This is a genomic window from Pseudoduganella sp. UC29_71, assembly GCF_042693265.1.
Taxonomy (GTDB): Bacteria; Pseudomonadota; Gammaproteobacteria; order Burkholderiales; family Burkholderiaceae_D; genus Rugamonas.
Genome location: NZ_CP170549.1, coordinates 5,668,992 through 5,689,220 on the forward strand (window position 1 = coordinate 5,668,992; position 20,229 = coordinate 5,689,220).

Annotated in this window: 14 protein-coding genes, 1 tRNA gene and 3 rRNA genes; 12 read left to right on the forward strand and 6 right to left on the reverse strand. The window is 63.3% G+C overall.

The window, feature by feature from the left end:
* Window positions 1-12: 12 nt before the first annotated feature.
* Genes ACFJI2_RS25230 through ACFJI2_RS25280 form a run of 11 tightly spaced genes read left to right on the forward strand, consistent with a single transcriptional unit; the run spans window position 13 to window position 10,874 of the window.
* Window positions 13-1,035, forward strand: a complete 1,023-nt coding sequence (locus ACFJI2_RS25230) for a FecCD family ABC transporter permease (RefSeq protein ID WP_377702385.1) — start codon at window positions 13-15, stop codon at window positions 1,033-1,035.
* Entirely contained in the window at window positions 1,032-1,805 is a 774-nt protein-coding gene (locus ACFJI2_RS25235; RefSeq protein ID WP_377702386.1) for an ABC transporter ATP-binding protein, read from the forward strand. The genes ACFJI2_RS25230 and ACFJI2_RS25235 overlap by 4 nt, the downstream gene beginning before the upstream one ends.
* Window positions 1,802-2,422 carry a cob(I)yrinic acid a,c-diamide adenosyltransferase gene (gene cobO / locus ACFJI2_RS25240; RefSeq protein ID WP_107878181.1) on the forward strand — a complete coding sequence of 207 codons (621 nt, stop codon included), beginning with the start codon at window positions 1,802-1,804 and terminating at the stop codon, window positions 2,420-2,422. The genes ACFJI2_RS25235 and cobO overlap by 4 nt, the downstream gene beginning before the upstream one ends.
* The gene (locus ACFJI2_RS25245; protein WP_377702387.1) at window positions 2,416-3,777 is read left to right on the forward strand and encodes a cobyrinate a,c-diamide synthase; all 1,362 of its coding nucleotides are present in this window, start codon (window positions 2,416-2,418) and stop codon (window positions 3,775-3,777) included. The genes cobO and ACFJI2_RS25245 overlap by 7 nt, the downstream gene beginning before the upstream one ends.
* Entirely contained in the window at window positions 3,774-4,418 is a 645-nt protein-coding gene (locus ACFJI2_RS25250; protein WP_377702388.1) for a bifunctional adenosylcobinamide kinase/adenosylcobinamide-phosphate guanylyltransferase, read from the forward strand. Before ACFJI2_RS25245 ends, ACFJI2_RS25250 begins: the two co-directional genes overlap by 4 nt.
* Window positions 4,412-5,446: an adenosylcobinamide-phosphate synthase CbiB gene (cbiB, locus tag ACFJI2_RS25255; protein WP_377702389.1), complete on the forward strand. Its 1,035-nt coding sequence runs from the start codon at window positions 4,412-4,414 to the stop codon at window positions 5,444-5,446. The genes ACFJI2_RS25250 and cbiB overlap by 7 nt, the downstream gene beginning before the upstream one ends.
* Entirely contained in the window at window positions 5,439-6,422 is a 984-nt protein-coding gene (gene cobD, locus ACFJI2_RS25260) for a threonine-phosphate decarboxylase CobD (protein WP_377702390.1), read from the forward strand. Before cbiB ends, cobD begins: the two co-directional genes overlap by 8 nt.
* Window positions 6,419-7,306 carry a cobalamin-binding protein gene (locus tag ACFJI2_RS25265; protein WP_377702391.1) on the forward strand — a complete coding sequence of 296 codons (888 nt, stop codon included), beginning with the start codon at window positions 6,419-6,421 and terminating at the stop codon, window positions 7,304-7,306. The genes cobD and ACFJI2_RS25265 overlap by 4 nt, the downstream gene beginning before the upstream one ends.
* The gene (locus tag ACFJI2_RS25270) at window positions 7,303-8,766 is read left to right on the forward strand and encodes a cobyric acid synthase (RefSeq protein ID WP_377702392.1); all 1,464 of its coding nucleotides are present in this window, start codon (window positions 7,303-7,305) and stop codon (window positions 8,764-8,766) included. Before ACFJI2_RS25265 ends, ACFJI2_RS25270 begins: the two co-directional genes overlap by 4 nt.
* Complete coding sequence (bluB, locus tag ACFJI2_RS25275) at window positions 8,763-9,419, forward strand: 5,6-dimethylbenzimidazole synthase (RefSeq protein WP_377702393.1); 657 nt, start codon at window positions 8,763-8,765, stop codon at window positions 9,417-9,419. The genes ACFJI2_RS25270 and bluB overlap by 4 nt, the downstream gene beginning before the upstream one ends.
* Before the next feature lie 48 nt (window positions 9,420-9,467).
* Entirely contained in the window at window positions 9,468-10,874 is a 1,407-nt protein-coding gene (locus ACFJI2_RS25280; RefSeq protein WP_377702394.1) for an MFS transporter, read from the forward strand.
* 8 nt (window positions 10,875-10,882) lie between these two features.
* On the opposite strand, the gene ACFJI2_RS25285 is transcribed toward ACFJI2_RS25280, so the two are convergent.
* The 6 genes from ACFJI2_RS25285 to ACFJI2_RS25310 form a co-directional block, all read right to left on the reverse strand.
* Complete coding sequence (locus tag ACFJI2_RS25285) at window positions 10,883-11,968, reverse strand: murein L,D-transpeptidase family protein (RefSeq protein WP_377702395.1); 1,086 nt, start codon at window positions 11,966-11,968, stop codon at window positions 10,883-10,885.
* Window positions 11,969-12,102: 134 nt separating this feature from the next.
* Window positions 12,103-13,287 (reverse strand): tetratricopeptide repeat protein, encoded by a 1,185-nt coding sequence (locus ACFJI2_RS25290; RefSeq protein ID WP_377702396.1) that lies wholly within the window; start codon window positions 13,285-13,287, stop codon window positions 12,103-12,105.
* 138 nt (window positions 13,288-13,425) lie between these two features.
* Window positions 13,426-13,538: ribosomal RNA gene (rrf, locus tag ACFJI2_RS25295) — 5S ribosomal RNA — on the reverse strand.
* A 142-nt stretch (window positions 13,539-13,680) separates the two neighbouring features.
* Window positions 13,681-16,553, reverse strand: a 23S ribosomal RNA gene (locus tag ACFJI2_RS25300).
* Window positions 16,554-16,709: 156 nt separating this feature from the next.
* A tRNA-Ala gene (locus ACFJI2_RS25305) sits at window positions 16,710-16,785 on the reverse strand.
* Window positions 16,786-16,847: 62 nt separating this feature from the next.
* Window positions 16,848-18,378 (reverse strand): 16S ribosomal RNA (locus tag ACFJI2_RS25310).
* The 16S, 23S and 5S rRNA genes sit together here with 1 tRNA gene alongside, the layout of an rRNA operon.
* A gap of 368 nt (window positions 18,379-18,746) precedes the next feature.
* Here ACFJI2_RS25310 and ACFJI2_RS25315 point away from each other — a divergent pair.
* A complete protein-coding gene (locus ACFJI2_RS25315; protein WP_377702397.1) occupies window positions 18,747-20,222 on the forward strand; it encodes a DUF4080 domain-containing protein in 1,476 nt (491 codons plus the stop codon).
* Window positions 20,223-20,229: the final 7 nt, after the last annotated feature.

Consider the following 20,229-nt stretch of genomic DNA (forward strand, 5'->3'; position numbering starts at 1 on the left):
CAACCAAGCACCATGCATCCACACTCCCGCAACCTGCGCACGCGAGCGACCGCCATCACCGGCGGGCTGCTGCTGTTTGTTATCGGCAGCCTGCTGTTCTCCGGCGTGACCGGCTCGGTGTACATTCCGCTGTCCGAGATACCCGGCGCGCTGGGCGACCTGTGGAACGGCAAGGCCGACAGCCTGGCCGCGACTCTGCTCGACCTGCGCGGCAGCCGCGCGCTGACCGCCTTCGTCACCGGCGCGGCGCTGTCGCTGGCGGGCGTGATGATGCAAGCCCTGCTGCGCAATCCGCTGGCCGACCCCTACGTGCTGGGCATTTCTTCCGGCGCGGCGGTGGGCGCGCTGGCGGCGATGATGTTCATGTGCGCGGCCTGGGTGGTGGATGCGGCGGCGTTCGGCGGCGCGGTGGCCGTGTCCATGATGCTGTACTTCCTGGCGCGGCGCGACATGCGCAGCGGTTCGGCAGCCGAAGGCGGCACTGCCCTGTTGCTGCTGACCGGTGTGATCCTGACGGCGGCCTGCACGGCGCTGATCACGCTAATGCTGTCCATCGCTCCTGAAAGCCGGTTGCGCACCATGGTGTTCTGGCTGATCGGCGACCTGGCCGGCGCGCCGATGCGCTGGATACCGTGGATCGTGCTGGCAGGCGCAACGGTGTTCGCGCTGCGCAGCGCCCGCGCCATCAATGTGATGGCGCTGCACGCCGAAGCGGCCGTCACGCTGGGCATCAATGTCGGTGCGCTGCGCAAGGGGCTGTTCTTTGTCTCGGCGCTGCTGACCGCCAGCGCGGTGACCAACGCGGGCAGCGTGGGCTTTGTCGGCCTGATCGTGCCGCACGCCTGCCGCTTTGCCTTCGGTCCGGACCACCGGGTGCTGATCCCGGCCGCCATGCTGACCGGCGGCGGCTACCTGGTGCTGGCCGACACGCTGGCGCGCACCCTGTTCGCGCCGCTGCAGCTGCCGGTGGGCGTGGTGACGGCGCTGATCGGCACGCCGGTATTCCTGTACCAACTTCACAGGCTGCAGAAATGATCGCCACTGAAAAACTGAGCTTGCGCATCGGCGCGCGCACGCTGGTCGAGAAACTGGACTGGCAGGTGCGCGACGGCGAATGCTGGAGCGTGATCGGCCGCAACGGCGCGGGCAAAAGCACGCTGCTGCGCACCCTGGCCGGCCTGATTCCCGTCGATGAGGGCGGCGTGTCCATCCAGGGCCGCGGCCTGCCGGAGTGGCCGCTGGCGGACCTGGCACGCGAGCGCGCCTTCCTGGCGCAGTCGCGCAACGACGCGTTCGCCTACACGGTGATCGAAACCGTGCTGTCGGCGCGCCATCCCTACCATGGCGACCGCTATTGGGAGAACACCGACGACCACCGCCTGGCCATGGAGGCGCTGGCGGCCATGGAAGTGGCCGAGCTGGCGCACCGCAATGTACGCACCTTGTCCGGCGGCGAGCGCCAGCGCGTGGCCATTGCCGCCATGCTGGCGCAGGACACGCCGCTGCTGCTGCTCGACGAGCCGGCCAACGCGCTGGACCTGGCGCACCAGGTGAGCGTGATGCGCCTGCTGGCGCGCCTGTGCCGCGAACAACATAAAACCGTGGTGATGGTAGGCCATGACCTCACGCTGGCGCACAGCGTCTCCACCCACGCGCTGCTGCTGATGGGCGATGGCCGCTGGCTGGCCGGGCCGGTGGCGGACGTGATGCAGCCCGCCATCCTGAGCGACTACCTGGGCCACCCGATCGACGTGATCCGGCATGGCCAGCGCCACATCTTCATACCGAAGGAAGAAATCGCATGACTGAAAATACCGATATCGACGCACTGAACGAGCGCCACCGCGTGCGCATGGAGCGCAAGAAGGCCATCATCGACGCCAAGATTGCGGCGGCGGACAAGCAGATCGGCGTCATCATCGTCAACACCGGCAACGGCAAGGGCAAGAGCTCGTCCGGCTTCGGCATGGCGGTGCGCGCCATGGGCCACGGCATGAAGGTCGGCGTGGTGCAGTTCATCAAGGGCGCGATGCAGACCGGCGAAGAGCTGTTCCTGCGCCGGTTCCCGGATGAAGTGAGTTTCCATTCCATGGGCGAGGGCTATACCTGGGAAACCCAGAACCGCGAGCGCGACATCGAGAAAGCAGAACTGGCGTGGGAACAGGCCAAGCGCTTCCTGGCCGATCCGGGGGTCGGCCTGGTGGTACTGGATGAGCTGAACATCGCGCTGAAGTACCGCTACCTGGACGTGAACGCGGTGATCGCGGACCTGCTGGAACGCCCCGCCATGCAGCACGTCGTGATTACCGGACGCGGCGCGCCGCAGGAACTGATCGACGTGGCGGACACCGTCACCGAGATGAACGTGGTGAAGCATGCCTTCAAGGCGGGCATCGGCGCGCAGGCGGGCACGGAATGGTAACGTCCTCGCACATCAACGCGCCGGTGGTGCTGGTGGCGGCGGTGGCGTCCGGGCAGGGCAAGACGACTGCCACGGCGGCGCTGGCGCGCAAGCTGACTAAAATGGGCCGCAAGGTGCGCGTGTTCAAATGCGGGCCGGACTTCATCGATCCCATGCTGCTGGAGCGCGCCAGCGGCGCGCCGGTAAAGTCGCTGGATTTGTGGATCGTGGGCCGCGAAGCCTGCCGCGCGCAGCTGGCGCAGGCGGCGCTGGAAGCGGACGTGATCCTGATCGAAGGCGTGATGGGCTTGTACGACGGTTCGCCGTCCTCGGCCGACCTGGCGCGCGAGTTCGGCGTGCCGGTGATGGCGGTGATCGACGCGGGTTCGATGGCGCAGACCGCCGGGGCGCTGGTGCACGGCCTGCGCGACTACGGTCCGGTGGACATGGCGGGCGTGATCGCCAACCGCGTCGCCAGTCCCGGCCATGCGGCCATGGTGGCGGCTTCGCTGCGCGACATTCCGCTGTTCGCCACACTGCCCAAGCAGGCGCGCTCGCTGCCGGAACGCCACCTCGGCCTGGTGTTGCCTGCTGAAGTGGACGGCATCGACGAGCTGCTGGACCAGTTGGCGGACCAGCTGAACTTCGACGAGGCGGCGTGGAGCAATCTGCGCAGCACGCGCCTGGAGCTGGGCGACGCACTGGCGGCAGCCAGCGCCGGCGCAACCGCTGCCCTGGCGGGAAATGGGTCGCCGTCCGCGCCGGTGCCACCACTGGCAGGCCGCAGGATCGCCATCGCGCGCGACGCTGCCTTCATGTTCCTCTATCCCGCCAACCTGGAAACGCTGGAAGGACTGGGTGCAACGCTGGAATTCTTTTCCCCGCTGGCGGACGAGCCGGTGCCGGCCGGCGCGGACGCGGTCTATCTACCGGGCGGCTATCCCGAACTGCATGCGGAGAAGTTGTCCTGCGCGCAGCGCTGGCAGGAGTCGATCCGCGCCGCGCACCGCGACGGCATGCCCATCGTGGCGGAGTGCGGCGGCATGATGGCGCTGGCGAAGACGCTGGCCGACAAGGCCGGCGCGCCGTGGACCATGGCGGCTCTGCTGCCGGGCCGCGTGACGATGCAGGCACGACTGGCAGGACTGGGCTCGCAGGGCATGCCGACGCCACACGGCGTCCTGCGCGGACATACTTTCCATTATTCGACGCTGGATACTTCGCTTGCGCCGGCGGTACGCACGGTCAAGCATCCGTCCGGCGCGGACGGCGAAGCGGTCTACAAGCTTGGCTCGCTGACGGCGTCCTACTTCCACGCCTACTTCCCGTCCAACCCGGCGGCCATTGCCGCCATGTTCACGCGGAGCGCGGCATGACTTGCACGCTGGTGTTCGGCGGCGCGCGCTCGGGCAAGAGCGCGTATGCGGAAAAGCTGGCCACCGAGTCCGGCAAGGAGGTGGTCTATATCGCCACCGCCCGCGCCGGGGATGGCGAGATGGTAGTCCGCATCGCCCACCACCAGCGCCAGCGGCCTGCCGAATGGACCACCGTCGAAGAACCTCTCGCGCTCGCAGCGGCGCTGCGGCAGTGGTGCACGCCCGGCCGCCTGGTACTGGTGGACTGTCTTACGCTGTGGCTCAGCAATCTGATGTTCGCAGATGGTAACGATTATCCGGATGTGGGCGAGATCGCGCTGCCGGAACAATTCCATACGGAGCGCGCCGCACTGCTGGCGGTGTTGCAAGCGGCCAGCGCTGCCCCGGCGGCGGCGCATGGAGCCGCAGCTGGTGGCATGGGCGGGATCGTTGGCATGGGCGGCATGGGCGGCATAGGCGACATGGGCGACATCGTCCTGGTGTCGAACGAAGTCGGCATGGGCATCGTACCTTACGGCGCGATTTCCCGCGCCTTCACCGACGAAGCCGGGCGCCTGAACCAGGCGGTGGCTGCCGCATGCGACCGCGCCGTGTTCGTGGCGGCCGGCCTGCCGCTGGTACTGAAAGGCGCGCCATGCTGATGGGGCTGGATGCCAGCGCCATCGCCCTGCTGCTCGCGGCCGGCGTGGTGCTCGACCTGCTGCTGGGCGAAACGCCGCGCTGGCACCCGCTGGTCGGCTTCGGCAAGCTGGCCAACGCCATCGAACGGCACCTCAATGGCGGCAGCCTGCGCTTCCCGCGCGGCGCGCTCGCCTGGCTGCTGGCTGTCGCGCCGATCGCCGCGCTGGCCTGGGCTGTGACCGCTGCACCGTCCATGCTGGCCGGGGATAGCCATGGCGGCGGCATCAGCACTGTGGCCGCAACCGCCATCGGCTTCGCCCTGCACGCGCTGATGCTCTACTTCTGCATCGGCCTGCGTAGCCTGCGCGACCACAACCTGCCCATCGCCGGCGCGCTGGCCGCTGGCGACCTGCCGGCCGCGCGCCACCTGACTTCCCGCATCGTCAGCCGCGACACGGCCAATGCCTCGCCTGCCGACCTGGCCAAGGCCAGCACCGAGTCCCTGCTTGAAAACGGCAACGACGCGGTATTCGGCACCCTGTTCTGGTTCGCCGTCGCCGGCGGCCCCGGTGCGGTGCTGTTCCGTCTCGTGAACACGCTGGACGCCATGTGGGGCTACCGCAATGCGCGCTTCCTGCAATTCGGCTGCGCCGCCGCGCGCATCGACGATGCCCTGAACTACATCCCCGCGCGCCTGACCGCGCTGTCCTACGTGCTGCTGGCGCCCACGCTGGCAGGCAAGCGCCTGGCATGGCATTGCTGGCGTACGCAGGCGCCGGCATGGAGCAGTCCGAACGCCGGCCCGGTCATGTCCAGCGGCGCGGGCGCGCTTGGCCTGGCGCTGGGCGGCGCAGCCGTGTACGACGGCGAAACCGAACACCGGCCACCTCTCGGCAGCGGCAGCGCCGCGCAAGGCGCCGACATCCAGCGCGCATGGCAGCTCGTGGCGCGCACCACCGCGCTGTGGCTCATTGTGGCCGCAGTGATCGCCATCGCACTCTCGGCTGCCGGCCCTGTAACCGATGCAACGGGAGGCGTCCATGCTTGAACACGGCGGCAACCTGCGCCAGGCCACGCTGCGCTACGGGCGCGCGGACTGGCTCGACCTTTCCACCGGCATCAACCCTGAATGGTATCCAGCGCCAGCCATCGCCGGCAACGCGTGGCACCGCCTGCCGGAACCCGATCCCGCGCTCGTGCAGGCGGCGCAAGCGTATTACGGCGCGCCGCTGATGCTGCCGGTCGCCGGCACCCAGGCCGCTATCCAGGCCTTGCCATGCCTGCGCCTGCCGTCGCGCGTGGTCGTGGCGGCGCCGTCGTATGCGGAGCACGCCCACCACTGGGCGCAACACGGCCACAAGCTCAGGCAGGTGCCGTACGACGCGCTGGACGCAGCCATCTCCGAGTGCGACGTGATGGTGGTCGTCAATCCAAACAATCCCACCGGCGCCACCGTGTCGCGCGAAAAACTGCTCGACTGGGCCGCCCAGCTGTCCGCACGCGGCGGCTGGCTGGTGGTGGACGAAGCTTTCGGCGACACCGCGCTGCAGGCCAGCGTCGCCGGCGGCACGCCGGACGGCCTGATCGTGCTGCGCTCGGTCGGCAAGTTCTTCGGCTTGGCCGGACTGCGGCTAGGCTTCGTGGCCGCGCAGCCCGCGCTGCTGGACGCGCTGGCCGACCTGCTCGGCCCCTGGACCGTCAGCGGCCCCGCACAGCAAGTCGCCCTCGCCGCGCTGCGCGACACCGCCTGGCAGGAACGCATGCGCACGCAGCTGCGCACCAGCGGCCAGCGGCTGCAATCCCTGCTGGCCGCGCACGGCATTCGCTCCAGCGGCAGCGCGCTGTTCCAGTGGTGGCCGGAAGCGCACGCCGAAGCCTTCCACGAACACATGGCACGGCAGGGCATCTGGGTGCGCCTGTTCACCAACGCCGCGCGCGGCATCCGCCTCGGCCTGCCGCCGGACGAAGCAGGCTGGCAACGCCTTGAACACGCCCTTACTCTTTGGACCAAGGACAAACAATGAAAAAATTCCTGTGCACGCTGACCGGCCTGGCGATCGCCTCCGCTTCGCTATCCGCCCACGCGGCCATCACCGTGCTGGACGACGACGGCAAACCAGTCACGCTGCAGAAGCCCGCGCAGCGCGTCATCGCCATGGCGCCGCACGTCACCGAGCTGCTGTTCGCGGCCGGCGGCGGCGACAAGATCGTCGGCACCGTCACCTACAGCGACTATCCCGAAGCGGCCAAGAAAATCCCCAACGTGGGCGACAACCGCCAGGTGGACATGGAGCGCATCGCGGCGCTGAAGCCGGACCTGATCGTCATCTGGATGCACGGCAGCTCCGAGCGCCAGATCGATACGCTGCGCCAGCTCGGCATCCCGCTGTTCCACAGCGAGCCGAAAAAGCTGGCGGACATCCCGGACAACATCCAGCGCATGGGCCAGCTGCTCGGCACCGAGGCGGTAGCCGGCAAGGTCGCCAGCGAATGGCGCGACAAGCTCGCCGCCCTCACCGCCCAGTACTCGAAGCGCCCCCCGGTGCGCGTGTTCTACCAGGTATGGGACAAGCCGCTCTACACGCTGAGCGGCAGCCACATCGTCTCGGACGCCATGCGCGTATGCGGCGGCGTGAACATTTTCGGCGCCCTGAAGATCACCGCGCCGGTGGTGGACATCGAAGGCGTGCTGCGCGAAGACCCGGAAGCGGTATTCGCCACGGCGGAAAAGAACTACGGCGGCGTAAACCTGTGGCGCCCCTACAAGACCCTGCTGGCGGTGAAGAACGACAACCTGTTCACCGTCGACGGGCACCTGCTGAACCGCTCCGGCCCGCGCATGATCCAGGGCACCGCCATGCTGTGCGAAAAGCTGGAACTGGCGCGCCAGCACAGGACCAAGCAATGACCTTCCCGTACAAGACCCTGATGGTGCAAGGCTGCACCTCCGATGCCGGGAAGAGCACGGTGGTGGCAGCCCTGTGCCGCCTGCTCAAGCAGGACGGCGTGCGCGTGGCGCCGTTCAAGCCGCAGAACATGGCCCTCAACAGCGCCGTCACCGCCGACGGCGGCGAGATCGGCCGCGCCCAGGCGCTGCAAGCCATCGCCGCCGGCCTGGCGCCGCACACCGACATGAACCCCGTGCTGCTCAAGCCGTCCAGCGATACCGGCGCACAGGTAGTCATCCACGGCAAGGTGCGCGCCGAGATGAACGCGCGCGACTACCACCAGTACAAGACCATCGCCATGAGCGCCGTGCTGGAATCGCACGCGCGCCTGGAAGCGCAGTACGAAACGGTGTTGGTGGAAGGCGCCGGCAGCCCGGCCGAGATCAACCTGCGCGACCGCGATATCGCCAACATGGGCTTCGCCGAAGCGGTGGACTGCCCCGTGGTGCTGGTGGCGGACATCGACCGGGGCGGCGTGTTCGCCCACATCGTCGGCACGCTGTCCTGCCTGTCGCAGAGCGAGCGTGACCGCACCATCGGCTTCGTCATCAACCGCTTCCGGGGCGACATCAAGCTGCTGGAGCCGGGCCTGGACTGGCTGGAGCAGCAGACCGGCAAGCCGGTGCTGGCCGTGCTGCCTTATTTGCATGGGCTGTTCCTGGATGCGGAAGATGCCGTGCAGCCGGTGCAAGCCTCGCGCGGCGCCTTCCGCGTGGTGGTGCCCAGCCTGCCGCGCATGAGCAACCACACCGATTTCGATGCGCTGCGCGCGCACCCGGAGGTGGACCTGACCTTCGTGCGCCAGGGCGAGGCGATCCCGCCGGCAGACCTCATCGTCATCCCCGGCAGCAAGAACACCCGCGCCGACCTGGAATGGCTGCGCGCGCAGGGCTGGCCGGAGAAGATCGAGCGCCACCTGCGCTACGGCGGCAAGGTGATCGGCATCTGCGGCGGCTTCCAGATGCTGGGCCAGGACGTCAGCGACAGCCTGGGCATCGAGGGCGCGCCCGGCAGGTCGCCCGGCCTGGGCCTGCTCGCCATGCACACCATGCTCACCAGCGACAAGCGCCTGGTGCAGGTGAACGGCACCTGCGCCTTTGCCCAGGAGGCACTGCACGCCACCGTCAGCGGCTACGAAATCCACATGGGCGTGTCGGACGGCCCTGCGCTGTCGCGCCCCGCTTTCCGCATCGACGGCAGGCCGGAAGGCGCCTGTTCGCCGGACGGCCAGATCCTCGGCACCTATTTGCACGGCCTGTTCGACGCCCCGCAAGCCTGCGCGGCGCTGCTGCAATGGGCCGGCCTGCACACCGAGCACCGCGTGGACACGTCCGCGCTGCGCGAGGCCAGCCTGGACCGCATCGCCGACGCCAGCCGCCCGCTGCTGGACGCGCTCACCGCACTGGCGGTTTCCCGGTGAGCCCGCACGCATTCGCACCGGCGGAGATCGACGGGGTCTACCGCGCCATCCGCGAGCGCCGCGACGTGCGCCATTTCAAACCGGGGCCGCTGGAACCGGGCCAGCTGGAGCGCTTCATCGCGGCCGCCCACAACGGTCCCAGCGTGGGCCTGATGCAGCCCTGGCGCTTCATCCGCATTGCCGATCCCGCGCTGCGCGCGCAGATCCACCAGTTGGTGGACGACGAGCGCAAGCTGACCGCCGAGGCGCTGGGCCAGCGCGCCGGGGAATTCATGCGGCTGAAAGTCGAAGGCATCCTGGCCTGCGCGGAAGTGCTGGTGGTGGGCCTGATCGACCGGCGCGAGCGCTTCGTATTCGGCCGCCGCACCATGCCGGAGATGGACCTCGCTTCCGCCTCCTGCGCGATCCAGAATTTCTGGCTGGCCGCGCGCGCCGAGGGCATAGGCGCGGGCTGGGTGTCGCTGTTCGATCCCGAGCGCCTGCGCCAACTGTGCGGCATGCCGGAGGGCAGCCAGCCCATCGCCGTGCTGTGCGTGGGCCAGGTGGAAGAATTCTACCGCGCGCCCATGCTGGAGCTGGAACGCTGGGACCAGCGCATGCCGGTGCAGCGCGTGCTGTACGAGAACAGCTGGGGCGTGGAAGCTACCGGCTAAAGCGGGAGGCGCACTTCGCCGGATTGTGTGACAATCGGGCGCATGACCATGTCCGTGACCTCATCGACCAAGCGCTACCTGCCCTGGGTGGTCGCCACCACCCTCTTCATGGAGCAGCTCGACTCCACCATCGTGAACACGGCCGTCCCGAGCATGGCGGCCAGCCTGCAGGTGACGCCACTGAGCCTGAAGGCGGTGGTCACCAGCTACATCCTCAGTCTGGCGGTGGCCATTCCCATCAGCGGCTGGATGGCGGACCGCTACGGCACGCGGCGCGTCTTCATGAGCGCCATCACCATCTTCACCATCGCCTCCATCTTGTGCGGCCTGTCCGTCAATTCGCCCATGCTGGTGGCGGCGCGCCTGCTGCAGGGGCTGGGCGCGGCGATGATGATGCCGGTCGGCCGCATCGCCATCATCCGCACCTTCCCCAAGGGCGAGCTGCTGGCGGCCATGAACTTCGTCATCATCCCTGCGCTGATCGGGCCTTTGCTCGGCCCCACCGTGGGCGGCTTGATCGTGCACTGGCTGTCGTGGCGGGAGATCTTCTTCATCAACGTGCCGGTCGGCCTGATCGCCGTGTACATTGCGTGGCGCCACCTGCCCGATTACCGTTCGGACGTGCCGCGTCCACTGGACCTGATCGGCCTGGTGCTGTTCGGCACCGGCGTGGCGCTGCTGTCATGGCTGCTGGAGGTGTTCGGCGAGCACAAGCTCGACGCCACCTCGGCGGGGGTGCTGTTCTTCATTTCGTGCAGCCTGCTGGCGGCCTATGGCTGGCACGCCAGCCAGGCGCCCTATCCCCTGCTGCGCCTGGCGCTGCTGCGCGTGCGTACGTTCCGCGTGTCGGTGCTGGGCGGCTTCGTCACCCGCCTGGGCATAGGCGGCCTGCCGTTCCTGCTGCCGCTGCTGTACCAGCTGGGCCTGGGCTTGCCGGCCTGGCAATCTGGCTTGCTGATGATGCCGTCGGCCGCCGCGGCCATGGGCATGAAGTTCATTTCCACGCGCGTGCTGGCGCGCTTCGGCTACCGCCATGTGCTGATCGTGAACACCCTGCTGATCGGCTGCACCATCGCCATGTACACGCTGGTGGGGCCGGGCACGCCGCTGTACGCCATCGTGGGGATCAGCCTGTGCCTGGGCTTCTTCAATTCGCTGCAGTTCTCCAGCATGAACAGCATCGCCTACGCCGACATCGAGGGCGCCGACAGCAGCATGGCCAGCACCATCGCCAGCTCGCTGCAGCAGCTGTCGATGAGCTTCGGGCTGGCCTTCGGTTCACTGGTCGCGGGCTGGTATCTGGGCGATTTGCCGCAAACCGACAAGGCGGCGCTGACCAATGCGCTGCACCACGCCTTCATGACGCTGGCGGTGCTGACGGCGCTGTCCTCGGTGACGTTCTGGACGCTGCGCCGCAGCGACGGCGAAGGGCTGGCGAAAGGCAGTCCGGCTTAGGGTTCGGCTTAGAGCACGGACTCGGAAACGATCTTCCACTCGTTGCCTTCGCGCGCCCAGTACTGGCGCAGGCGCACCGTGTGGTGGAACTTGCCGACGGCGGTCTGCTGCGTGAAGGTGCTGATGATGATGTCTTCCTGGCTCGGCTGGCGGAAGTGGCTGGTGTCCTGCAGCGCCACGTGCACCCGCTTGGCGCCGGGCAGGAACTGCTGGCGCGTGATCCAGGCATCGGCCTTCTCGTCGTTGATGGACTTGAAGCGCGCCGAGTAGTGCGTGCGCAGCTGGTCGCTGTCGCGCCGTTCGGCGTCGCGGCGCCAGCCTTCCAGCAGGGAGTCGGCCAGCTTGCGGTCGTTCTCCCGCACGCTGGGCTTGACGAATTCCACCTGGTCGCCGATCAGGATGGGCGTTTTCCCCACTTCCACGATGCGGCTCAGCTTTTGCAGGTCGTCGTTGCTGACCACCACGCAGCCGTCGGTCGACAGCGGCGCGCGGCTGAAGGTCTCCGGCGGCACGCCGTGTATCCAGATGCCGGAGCCGCTGCGGCCATTCAGCTTGTCCCAGGAGTTCGGGTAGTCCAGCGGCAGTGCGCCCTTGCCGTAGAAGTCCGGCAGCCTGGCGCCGGACAGGCGGCCGGAGATGTAGTACACGCCGACCGGCGTGCGCATATCGCCTTCCTTCACCTTGTTCACGCCCAGCTTGCCCTGGCTGAAGTAGTAGTCGCTGACGTAGCGGATGTCGCCGTTGCGGTTTTCGTAAAGGTAGACACGGGAACGCCTGGCGTCCACGATAAGGGCGTGGCGCTGGTCCTTGCGCAGCTGGAGCAGCGCGCGCGGCTGCAGTTCGCCGGCGGGACGCGCTTCGGCGCGCAGGCGCGCGGCAGCTTCGCGGCGCAGGTCCTGCAGGCGGGATTCGGCTTCCTTGTTCAGGGCGGGTGCGCCCAGGTTGACCACCGGCCGCGTATGCATCAGCAGCAGGTCGCCACGCACCAGGTGGCCGAGGCGGAAGGTGGGATAGGCTTCCACCAGCGCGTCGGCCTTGGCCTGCGCGTCGCGCAGATGGTTTTCAGCGAGGTCCTTATAGATCTCGGCGAGCATCTGCTCGGGTCCGGGCCTGGCCGCAGGCGCGGCCGGCGGCTGTCGGGCTGCGCCGCTCCCTCCCGATGCCAATATCAGGCAGGCGCATAGCACACCGCGCGCCCACCGGCCGTTTTTGGCTACAGAATAAGACATCAGCTACTCGACGATTCCTGCTTGATCTGCCATTTGCCGCCGTGCTTCACCATTACCAGGGTCTTGCGGCTGTTGGCCGACAGGCGGTCCGATTCGTACACCTGGCGGAAGCTGACCTTGGCGGTGTCGCCGGTAATGACCACTTGCGGCGCGGTGACTTCCACGCGGATGCGGCCCTTGCCTTCGATGCGCGCGCGGCGTTCATCCGCCCACGCCTTGCGCGACAAGCCCTTCGGCGGCGTGAACTCATCGCTATAGTAACCGAGATAGCCGTTCACATCCTGCGAGGCCCAGGCCTTGGCCCAGCCGTTCACGCGGTTCAGCACTTCGTCGCGGTCGGCGTTGCCGGCGGCGGCAGCCACAGGTGCAGGCTTGGCGGCGACGGCCGCCGGAACCGGCGCAGCGGCTTGCGGGGTCACGGCCATGGAAGGGATGCGCTGCATCGGCACCGTCTTCGGCTGCTCAGGTATTTGCGAGACCAGCTTGGCCGACGCGCCAGGTGCTGCTGCGGCGACAGCCGCAGGCGGTGCCACCGGCGCGGCGCGCGCGGCAGCGGCAGCCGGGGCCGGCGCGCTGGCCGGCGCAGCAGGTGCGTGCGATGCGGCCGCTGCGGCATCGGCCGCGACGGCGGCCAGCTTGCTGCCGGTACTGCTGGAGAACGTCCGCAGCAGCGTCAGCTTGGACGCGGCAGGCGGCGTGCCGGTCCCCAGCGCCAGGGCCTTGTCGTACGCTTGGCTGGCCAGCTTGCCATACACGTCGCCGAGATTCTCGTACGCCGTCATATAGCTCGGATTGGTGCGGATCGCCCTCTCCAGCGCCACACGCGCCTTGTCGTACTGCCCGCTGGCGGCATACAGCACGGCCAGGTTGTTGTACGGCTCCGGTAAATCCTTGTAGTCCTCGGTCAGCTTCGTGAAGATCGCGATCGCCTCGTCCGACTTGTTCTGTTCCGTCAGCAGCACGCCCTTCATGAAGCGCATCTGCGGGTCGGACGGGTGCTTGGCCAGGTAGGCATTGGTGCGCGCCAGCGCGTCGGCGGCTTTGCCGGCGCGCAGCAGCTTGGTCACGTCGGCCAGTTCGTCGGCAAACACGGGCGCGGCCAGCAGCGCGGCCAGCAGACCTGCGCCGGCGCAGACGTTACCTACGGCACGGCGCAGCGTGTTGGGGGCGGTCTTGGCGGTCATTGAAGTCTAAACGAGGGGAAAGCGACCATGGTACACCGAATGTTGCCGCAGCTCAAAACTATCAGTTACCGGCCAGCCACAGCGGCCCAAACGCAAAAAAGCCCACCAGATCACTGGTGGGCTTTTTCTTTATAACTAGCCTGACGATAACCTACTTTCACACTGGTTGCAGCACTATCATCGGCGCAAAATCGTTTCACGGTCCTGTTCGGGATGGGAAGGGGTGGGACCGATTTGCTATGGTCATCAGGCTTTGACTTGTACAGCTCAGTTCCCAATCGGGCAACTGCGCTTAAAATTCAGAAGAAGTATTTTAATTTATTAAGGTAGGGATTGTCAATCAACAATTCACATTACAAAGAGCACTTCTCGCTATAACTTAATCAATGTTATAGGGACAAGCCTTACGGGCAATTAGTACTGGTTAGCTTAATGCATTACTGCACTTCCACACCCAGCCTATCAACGTCCTGGTCTCGAACGACCCTTCAAGGAGCTTAAAGCTCCGGGAAATCTCATCTCAAGGCAAGTTTCCCGCTTAGATGCTTTCAGCGGTTATCTCTTCCGAACTTAGCTACCCGGCAATGCCACTGGCGTGACAACCGGTACACCAGAGGTTCGTCCACTCCGGTCCTCTCGTACTAGGAGCAGCCCCCTTCAAATTTCCAACGCCCACGGCAGATAGGGACCAAACTGTCTCACGACGTTTTAAACCCAGCTCACGTACCACTTTAAATGGCGAACAGCCATACCCTTGGGACCGGCTACAGCCCCAGGATGTGATGAGCCGACATCGAGGTGCCAAACTCCCCCGTCGATATGAACTCTTGGGAGGAATCAGCCTGTTATCCCCAGAGTACCTTTTATCCGTTGAGCGATGGCCCTTCCATACAGAACCACCGGATCACTATGTCCTACTTTCGTACCTGCTCGACTTGTCGGTCTCGCAGTTAAGCACGCTTATGCCATTGCACTATTAGCACGATGTCCGACCGTACCTAGCGTACCTTCGAACTCCTCCGTTACACTTTAGGAGGAGACCGCCCCAGTCAAACTGCCTACCATGCACTGTCCCCGATCCGGATCACGGACCAAGGTTAGAACCTCAAACAAACCAGGGTGGTATTTCAAGGTTGGCTCCACGGGAACTGGCGTCCCCGCTTCAAAGCCTCCCACCTATCCTACACAGATTGGTTCAAAGTCCAATGCAAAGCTACAGTAAAGGTTCATGGGGTCTTTCCGTCTAGCCGCGGGTAGATTGCATCATCACAAACACTTCAACTTCGCTGAGTCTCGGGAGGAGACAGTGTGGCCATCGTTACGCCATTCGTGCAGGTCGGAACTTACCCGACAAGGAATTTCGCTACCTTAGGACCGTTATAGTTACGGCCGCCGTTTACTGGGACTTCAATCAAGAGCTTGCACCCCATCATTTAATCTTCCAGCACCGGGCAGGCGTCACACCCTATACGTCCACTTTCGTGTTTGCAGAGTGCTGTGTTTTTATTAAACAGTCGCAGCCACCAGTTTATTGCAACCCTTTCGCCCTACTGAAGTAAATCAGCCAAGCTACCGGGGCGTACCTTTTCCCGAAGTTACGGTACCAATTTGCCGAGTTCCTTCTCCCGAGTTCTCTCAAGCGCCTTAGAATACTCATCTCGCCCACCTGTGTCGGTTTGCGGTACGGTCTCGTATGACTGAAGCTTAGAGGCTTTTCTTGGAACCACTTCCGATTGCTACGCGGACAAGTCCGCTCGTCCCGCTCCCTTGAATTACGTGCCCGGATTTGCCTAAGCACCTTCTATGAAGCAGAAACTGACTATTCCAACAGTCAGACAACCTTCCGCGATCCGTCCCCCCATCGCATCATACGACGGTGCAGGAATATTAACCTGCTTCCCATCAGCTACGCATCTCTGCCTCGCCTTAGGGGCCGACTCACCCTGCTCCGATGAACGTTGAACAGGAAACCTTGGGCTTACGGCGTGGGGGCTTTTCACCCCCATTATCGCTACTCATGTCAGCATTCGCACTTCTGATACCTCCAGCATCCTTTACAAGACACCTTCGCAGGCTTACAGAACGCTCTCCTACCATATCCTTGCGGATATCCGCAGCTTCGGTGACTGGCTTAGCCCCGTTACATCTTCCGCGCAGGACGACTCGATCAGTGAGCTATTACGCTTTCTTTAAATGATGGCTGCTTCTAAGCCAACATCCTGACTGTTTTAGCCTTCCCACTTCGTTTTCCACTTAGCCAATCTTTGGGACCTTAGCTGGCGGTCTGGGTTGTTTCCCTCTTGACGCCGGACGTTAGCACCCGACGTCTGTCTCCCAAGCTCGCACTCATCGGTATTCGGAGTTTGCAATGGTTTGGTAAGTCGCGATGACCCCCTAGCCATAACAGTGCTCTACCCCCGATGGTGATACTTGAGGCACTACCTAAATAGTTTTCGGAGAGAACCAGCTATTTCCAAGTTTGTTTAGCCTTTCACCCCTACCCACAGCTCATCCCCTAATTTTTCAACATTAGTGGGTTCGGTCCTCCAGTGCGTGTTACCGCACCTTCAACCTGGCCATGGGTAGATCACTTGGTTTCGGGTCTACACCCAGCGACTGGCGCCCTGTTCGGACTCGATTTCTCTACGGCTCCCCAATCTGGTTAACCTTGCCACTGAATGTAAGTCGCTGACCCATTATACAAAAGGTACGCAGTCACGGAACAAGTCCGCTCCTACTGTTTGTATGCACACGGTTTCAGGATCTATTTCACTCCCCTCCCGGGGTTCTTTTCGCCTTTCCCTCACGGTACTGGTTCACTATCGGTCGATTACGAGTATTTAGCCTTGGAGGATGGTCCCCCCATCTTCAGACAGGATTTCTCGTGTCCCGCCCTACTTGTCGCATACTTAGTTCCACACGTCGCATTTCGTGTACGGGGCTATCACCCGCTATGGCCGCCATTTCCAGGGCGTTCCACTATGCGTCATGCTAAATCATGCAGGCTCATCCCATTTCGCTCGCCACTACTTTGGGAATCTCGGTTGATTTATTTTCCTGCAGCTACTTAGATGTTTCAGTTCGCCGCGTTCGCTTTGCATGCCTATGTATTCAGCATGCAATGACCTATAAGGCCGGGTTTCCCCATTCGGAAATCCTCGGATCAAAGCTTGTTTGTCAGCTCCCCGAGGCTTATCGCAGACTTCTACGTCCTTCATCGCCTGTAATCGCCAAGGCATCCACCATGTGCACTTATTCACTTGTCCCTATAACATTGATTCCTTGCGACTAACAAAGAACCGCTATAAAGCAAGAAGTACTACGTTGTTGCGTTTGTTGATACATACAATCACTACCCTCGTTCAATCTTGCGATCAAACGAAAATAATAAATCTTTACTTCTTCCGAATTTTTAAAGAACTTGGTGGAGGATGACGGGATCGAACCGACGACCCCCTGCTTGCAAAGCAGGTGCTCTCCCAGCTGAGCTAATCCCCCTAGGTGTTCTCTAATCTTCAACAGCCGATAAGTGTGAGCGTTTGGCGTGGCGCCTACTCTAGAAAGGAGGTGATCCAGCCGCACCTTCCGATACGGCTACCTTGTTACGACTTCACCCCAGTCACGAATCCTACCGTGGTAAGCGCCCTCCTTGCGGTTAAGCTACCTACTTCTGGTAAAACCCGCTCCCATGGTGTGACGGGCGGTGTGTACAAGACCCGGGAACGTATTCACCGCGACATGCTGATCCGCGATTACTAGCGATTCCAACTTCATGCAGTCGAGTTGCAGACTACAATCCGGACTACGATACACTTTCTGGGATTAGCTCCCCCTCGCGGGTTGGCGGCCCTCTGTATGTACCATTGTATGACGTGTGAAGCCCTACCCATAAGGGCCATGAGGACTTGACGTCATCCCCACCTTCCTCCGGTTTGTCACCGGCAGTCTCATTAGAGTGCCCTTTCGTAGCAACTAATGACAAGGGTTGCGCTCGTTGCGGGACTTAACCCAACATCTCACGACACGAGCTGACGACAGCCATGCAGCACCTGTGTGAAGGTTCCCTTTCGGGCACTCCCCAATCTCTCGGGGATTCCTTCCATGTCAAGGGTAGGTAAGGTTTTTCGCGTTGCATCGAATTAATCCACATCATCCACCGCTTGTGCGGGTCCCCGTCAATTCCTTTGAGTTTTAATCTTGCGACCGTACTCCCCAGGCGGTCTACTTCACGCGTTAGCTGCGTTACCAAGTCAATTAAGACCCGACAACTAGTAGACATCGTTTAGGGCGTGGACTACCAGGGTATCTAATCCTGTTTGCTCCCCACGCTTTCGTGCATGAGCGTCAATCTTGACCCAGGGGGCTGCCTTCGCCATCGGTGTTCCTCCACATCTCTACGCATTTCACTGCTACACGTGGAATTCTACCCCCCTCTGCCAGATTCTAGCCTTGCAGTCTCCATCGCCATTCCCAGGTTGAGCCCGGGGATTTCACGACAGACTTACAAAACCGCCTGCGCACGCTTTACGCCCAGTAATTCCGATTAACGCTTGCACCCTACGTATTACCGCGGCTGCTGGCACGTAGTTAGCCGGTGCTTATTCTTCAGGTACCGTCATTAGACATGGATATTAGCCACGCCCGTTTCTTCCCTGACAAAAGAGCTTTACAACCCGAAGGCCTTCTTCACTCACGCGGCATTGCTGGATCAGGCTTGCGCCCATTGTCCAAAATTCCCCACTGCTGCCTCCCGTAGGAGTCTGGACCGTGTCTCAGTTCCAGTGTGGCTGGTCGTCCTCTCAGACCAGCTACTGATCGATGCCTTGGTAGGCCTTTACCCTACCAACTAGCTAATCAGATATCGGCCGCTCCAGGAGCACAAGGCCTTGCGGTCCCCTGCTTTCATCCATAGATCGTATGCGGTATTAGCGTAACTTTCGCTACGTTATCCCCCACTCTTGGGTACGTTCCGATATATTACTCACCCGTTCGCCACTCGTCAGCGGAGCAAGCTCCCTGTTACCGTTCGACTTGCATGTGTAAAGCATGCCGCCAGCGTTCAATCTGAGCCAGGATCAAACTCTTCAGTTCAATCTCTGTTTTTCGATATCTCTATCGAGGTCGCTCACTCAAAATACTGACGATTCCTTCTTTCGAAGGTCACGTTTAATATATTGTGTAAGCGTTTAATAATTTGAGCTAAGAAGCTTGCGCCTCCGGCATCATCATCAAACGCCCACACTTATCGACTGTTAATTTTTAAAGAATTCTGCGTTACTTGCTGAATCGTTTTGTTCAGCAGCAGAGAGGCGAGATTATGCGATGTTTCGTGCAGCTCGTCAACCTCTTTTCTTGCCCCCGAAGCACTGTGTGCGTCGGGAGGCAGAACTATATAGAAGCCCCCGGGGCTTGGCAAGGGTAAAATGGCTCCTTTGCCGCTTTATTCTTCGCCTGTTCCCATGACCATCCTGCTCTCCACCCTCAATGCGCGCTACACCCATGCTTCCCTGGGCTTGCGCTATCTGCTTGCGAACATGGGGGAGCTGCAGGAGCAGACCAGGATCCAGGAGTTCGTGATCGGCGCCAAGACGACGGAGATCGTGGAGCGGATCCTGGCGCACAAGCCGCGCATCGTGGGTTTCGGCGTCTATATATGGAACGTGGAAGAGACCAACAAGGTGGTGGGCATGCTGAAGCGCGTGGCGCCGGACGTGGTGGTGGTGCTGGGCGGGCCGGAGGTGTCGTACGAGACGAACGAGCAGGAGATCGTGCGGCTGGCGGACTATGTGATCACCGGCTGGGGCGACGTCACCTTCCCCAAGGTGTGCGGCGAGATCCTGAACGGTCCCAAGCCCATCATGAAGGTGCACGCCGGCCACCAGCCGCCGATGGCGGAGCTGAAGCTGCCGTATTCGCTGTATTCGGACGACGATATCAAGAACCGCACCATTTACGTGGAGGCTTCGCGCGGCTGCCCGTTCAAGTGCGAGTTCTGCCTGTCGGCGCTGGACAAGACGGCCTGGCCTTTTAATATCGACCTGTTCCTGGCGGAGATGGAGGGGCTGCACGCACGCGGCGCGCGCCTGTTCAAGTTCGTGGACCGCACCTTCAACCTGAATATCAAGACCAGCCTGAAGATCATGCAGTTCTTCCTCGATAAGCTGGAGGCGAATCCGGACGATCCGGTGTATGCCCACTTCGAGCTGGTGCCGGACCATCTGCCGGATGCGCTGAAGGAAGGCATCGCCAGGTTCCCGCACGGGGCGCTGCAGTTCGAGATCGGCATCCAGAGCTTTAATCCGGAGGTGCAGACCCTGGTGAGCCGCAAGCAGGACAACCAGAAGGCGGCTGACAATATCCGCTGGCTGTGCGACCACTCCACCGCGCACATGCATGTGGACCTGATCGCCGGCCTGCCGGGGGAGACGGTGGAGAGTTTCGCCGAGGGTTTCAACAAGCTGTGGGCGCTGGGACCGCACGAGATCCAGTTCGGTATCCTGAAGCGGCTGCGCGGCACGCCGATCATCCGGCACACGGAGCCGTTCGGGCTGGTGTTCGATCCGCATCCGCCTTACACGATTCTCGCAAACAAGCATATCGATTTCCAGACCATGCAGCGGCTGGTGCGATTCGCCCGCTATTGGGACCTGGTGGCCAATTCAGGGCGTTTCACGCACACCGTGCCGGTACTGCTGGGGGGGACGCCGTTCCAGAACTTCATGGCATTCTCGGACTGGCTGTACGCGAATACGGACGCCACGCACCGCATTGCGCTGGACCGCCTGACGGGCATGGTGCAGCGCTGGCTGGTTCACACCGGCATGGGGGCGGAAACGGCGGCGCAGCTGCTGGCCAGCGATTTTGCGCCCAAGGGTAAGGTGGCGCATGTGCATCTCCCGGCGCCGCAGCGCCAGGCGCGGCATTTGGCGGCATGACGTTTGG

Bases quoted from the DNA above. Each gene is read 5' to 3' on its own strand.
- ACFJI2_RS25280 (WP_377702394.1), top strand. From the start codon at position 9,468: ATGTCCGTGACCTCATCGACCAAGCGCTACCTGCCCTGGGTGGTCGCC.
- ACFJI2_RS25285 (WP_377702395.1), bottom strand. From the start codon at position 11,968: ATGCTCGCCGAGATCTATAAGGACCTCGCTGAAAACCATCTGCGCGAC.
- ACFJI2_RS25235 (WP_377702386.1), top strand. From the start codon at position 1,032: ATGATCGCCACTGAAAAACTGAGCTTGCGCATCGGCGCGCGCACGCTG.
- ACFJI2_RS25290 (WP_377702396.1), bottom strand. From the start codon at position 13,287: ATGACCGCCAAGACCGCCCCCAACACGCTGCGCCGTGCCGTAGGTAAC.
- ACFJI2_RS25270 (WP_377702392.1), top strand. From the start codon at position 7,303: ATGACCTTCCCGTACAAGACCCTGATGGTGCAAGGCTGCACCTCCGAT.
- ACFJI2_RS25250 (WP_377702388.1), top strand. From the start codon at position 3,774: ATGACTTGCACGCTGGTGTTCGGCGGCGCGCGCTCGGGCAAGAGCGCG.
- cobD (WP_377702390.1), top strand. From the start codon at position 5,439: ATGCTTGAACACGGCGGCAACCTGCGCCAGGCCACGCTGCGCTACGGG.
- cbiB (WP_377702389.1), top strand. From the start codon at position 4,412: ATGCTGATGGGGCTGGATGCCAGCGCCATCGCCCTGCTGCTCGCGGCC.
- ACFJI2_RS25315 (WP_377702397.1), top strand. From the start codon at position 18,747: ATGACCATCCTGCTCTCCACCCTCAATGCGCGCTACACCCATGCTTCC.
- ACFJI2_RS25265 (WP_377702391.1), top strand. From the start codon at position 6,419: ATGAAAAAATTCCTGTGCACGCTGACCGGCCTGGCGATCGCCTCCGCT.
- cobO (WP_107878181.1), top strand. From the start codon at position 1,802: ATGACTGAAAATACCGATATCGACGCACTGAACGAGCGCCACCGCGTG.
- ACFJI2_RS25230 (WP_377702385.1), top strand. From the start codon at position 13: ATGCATCCACACTCCCGCAACCTGCGCACGCGAGCGACCGCCATCACC.
- ACFJI2_RS25245 (WP_377702387.1), top strand. From the start codon at position 2,416: ATGGTAACGTCCTCGCACATCAACGCGCCGGTGGTGCTGGTGGCGGCG.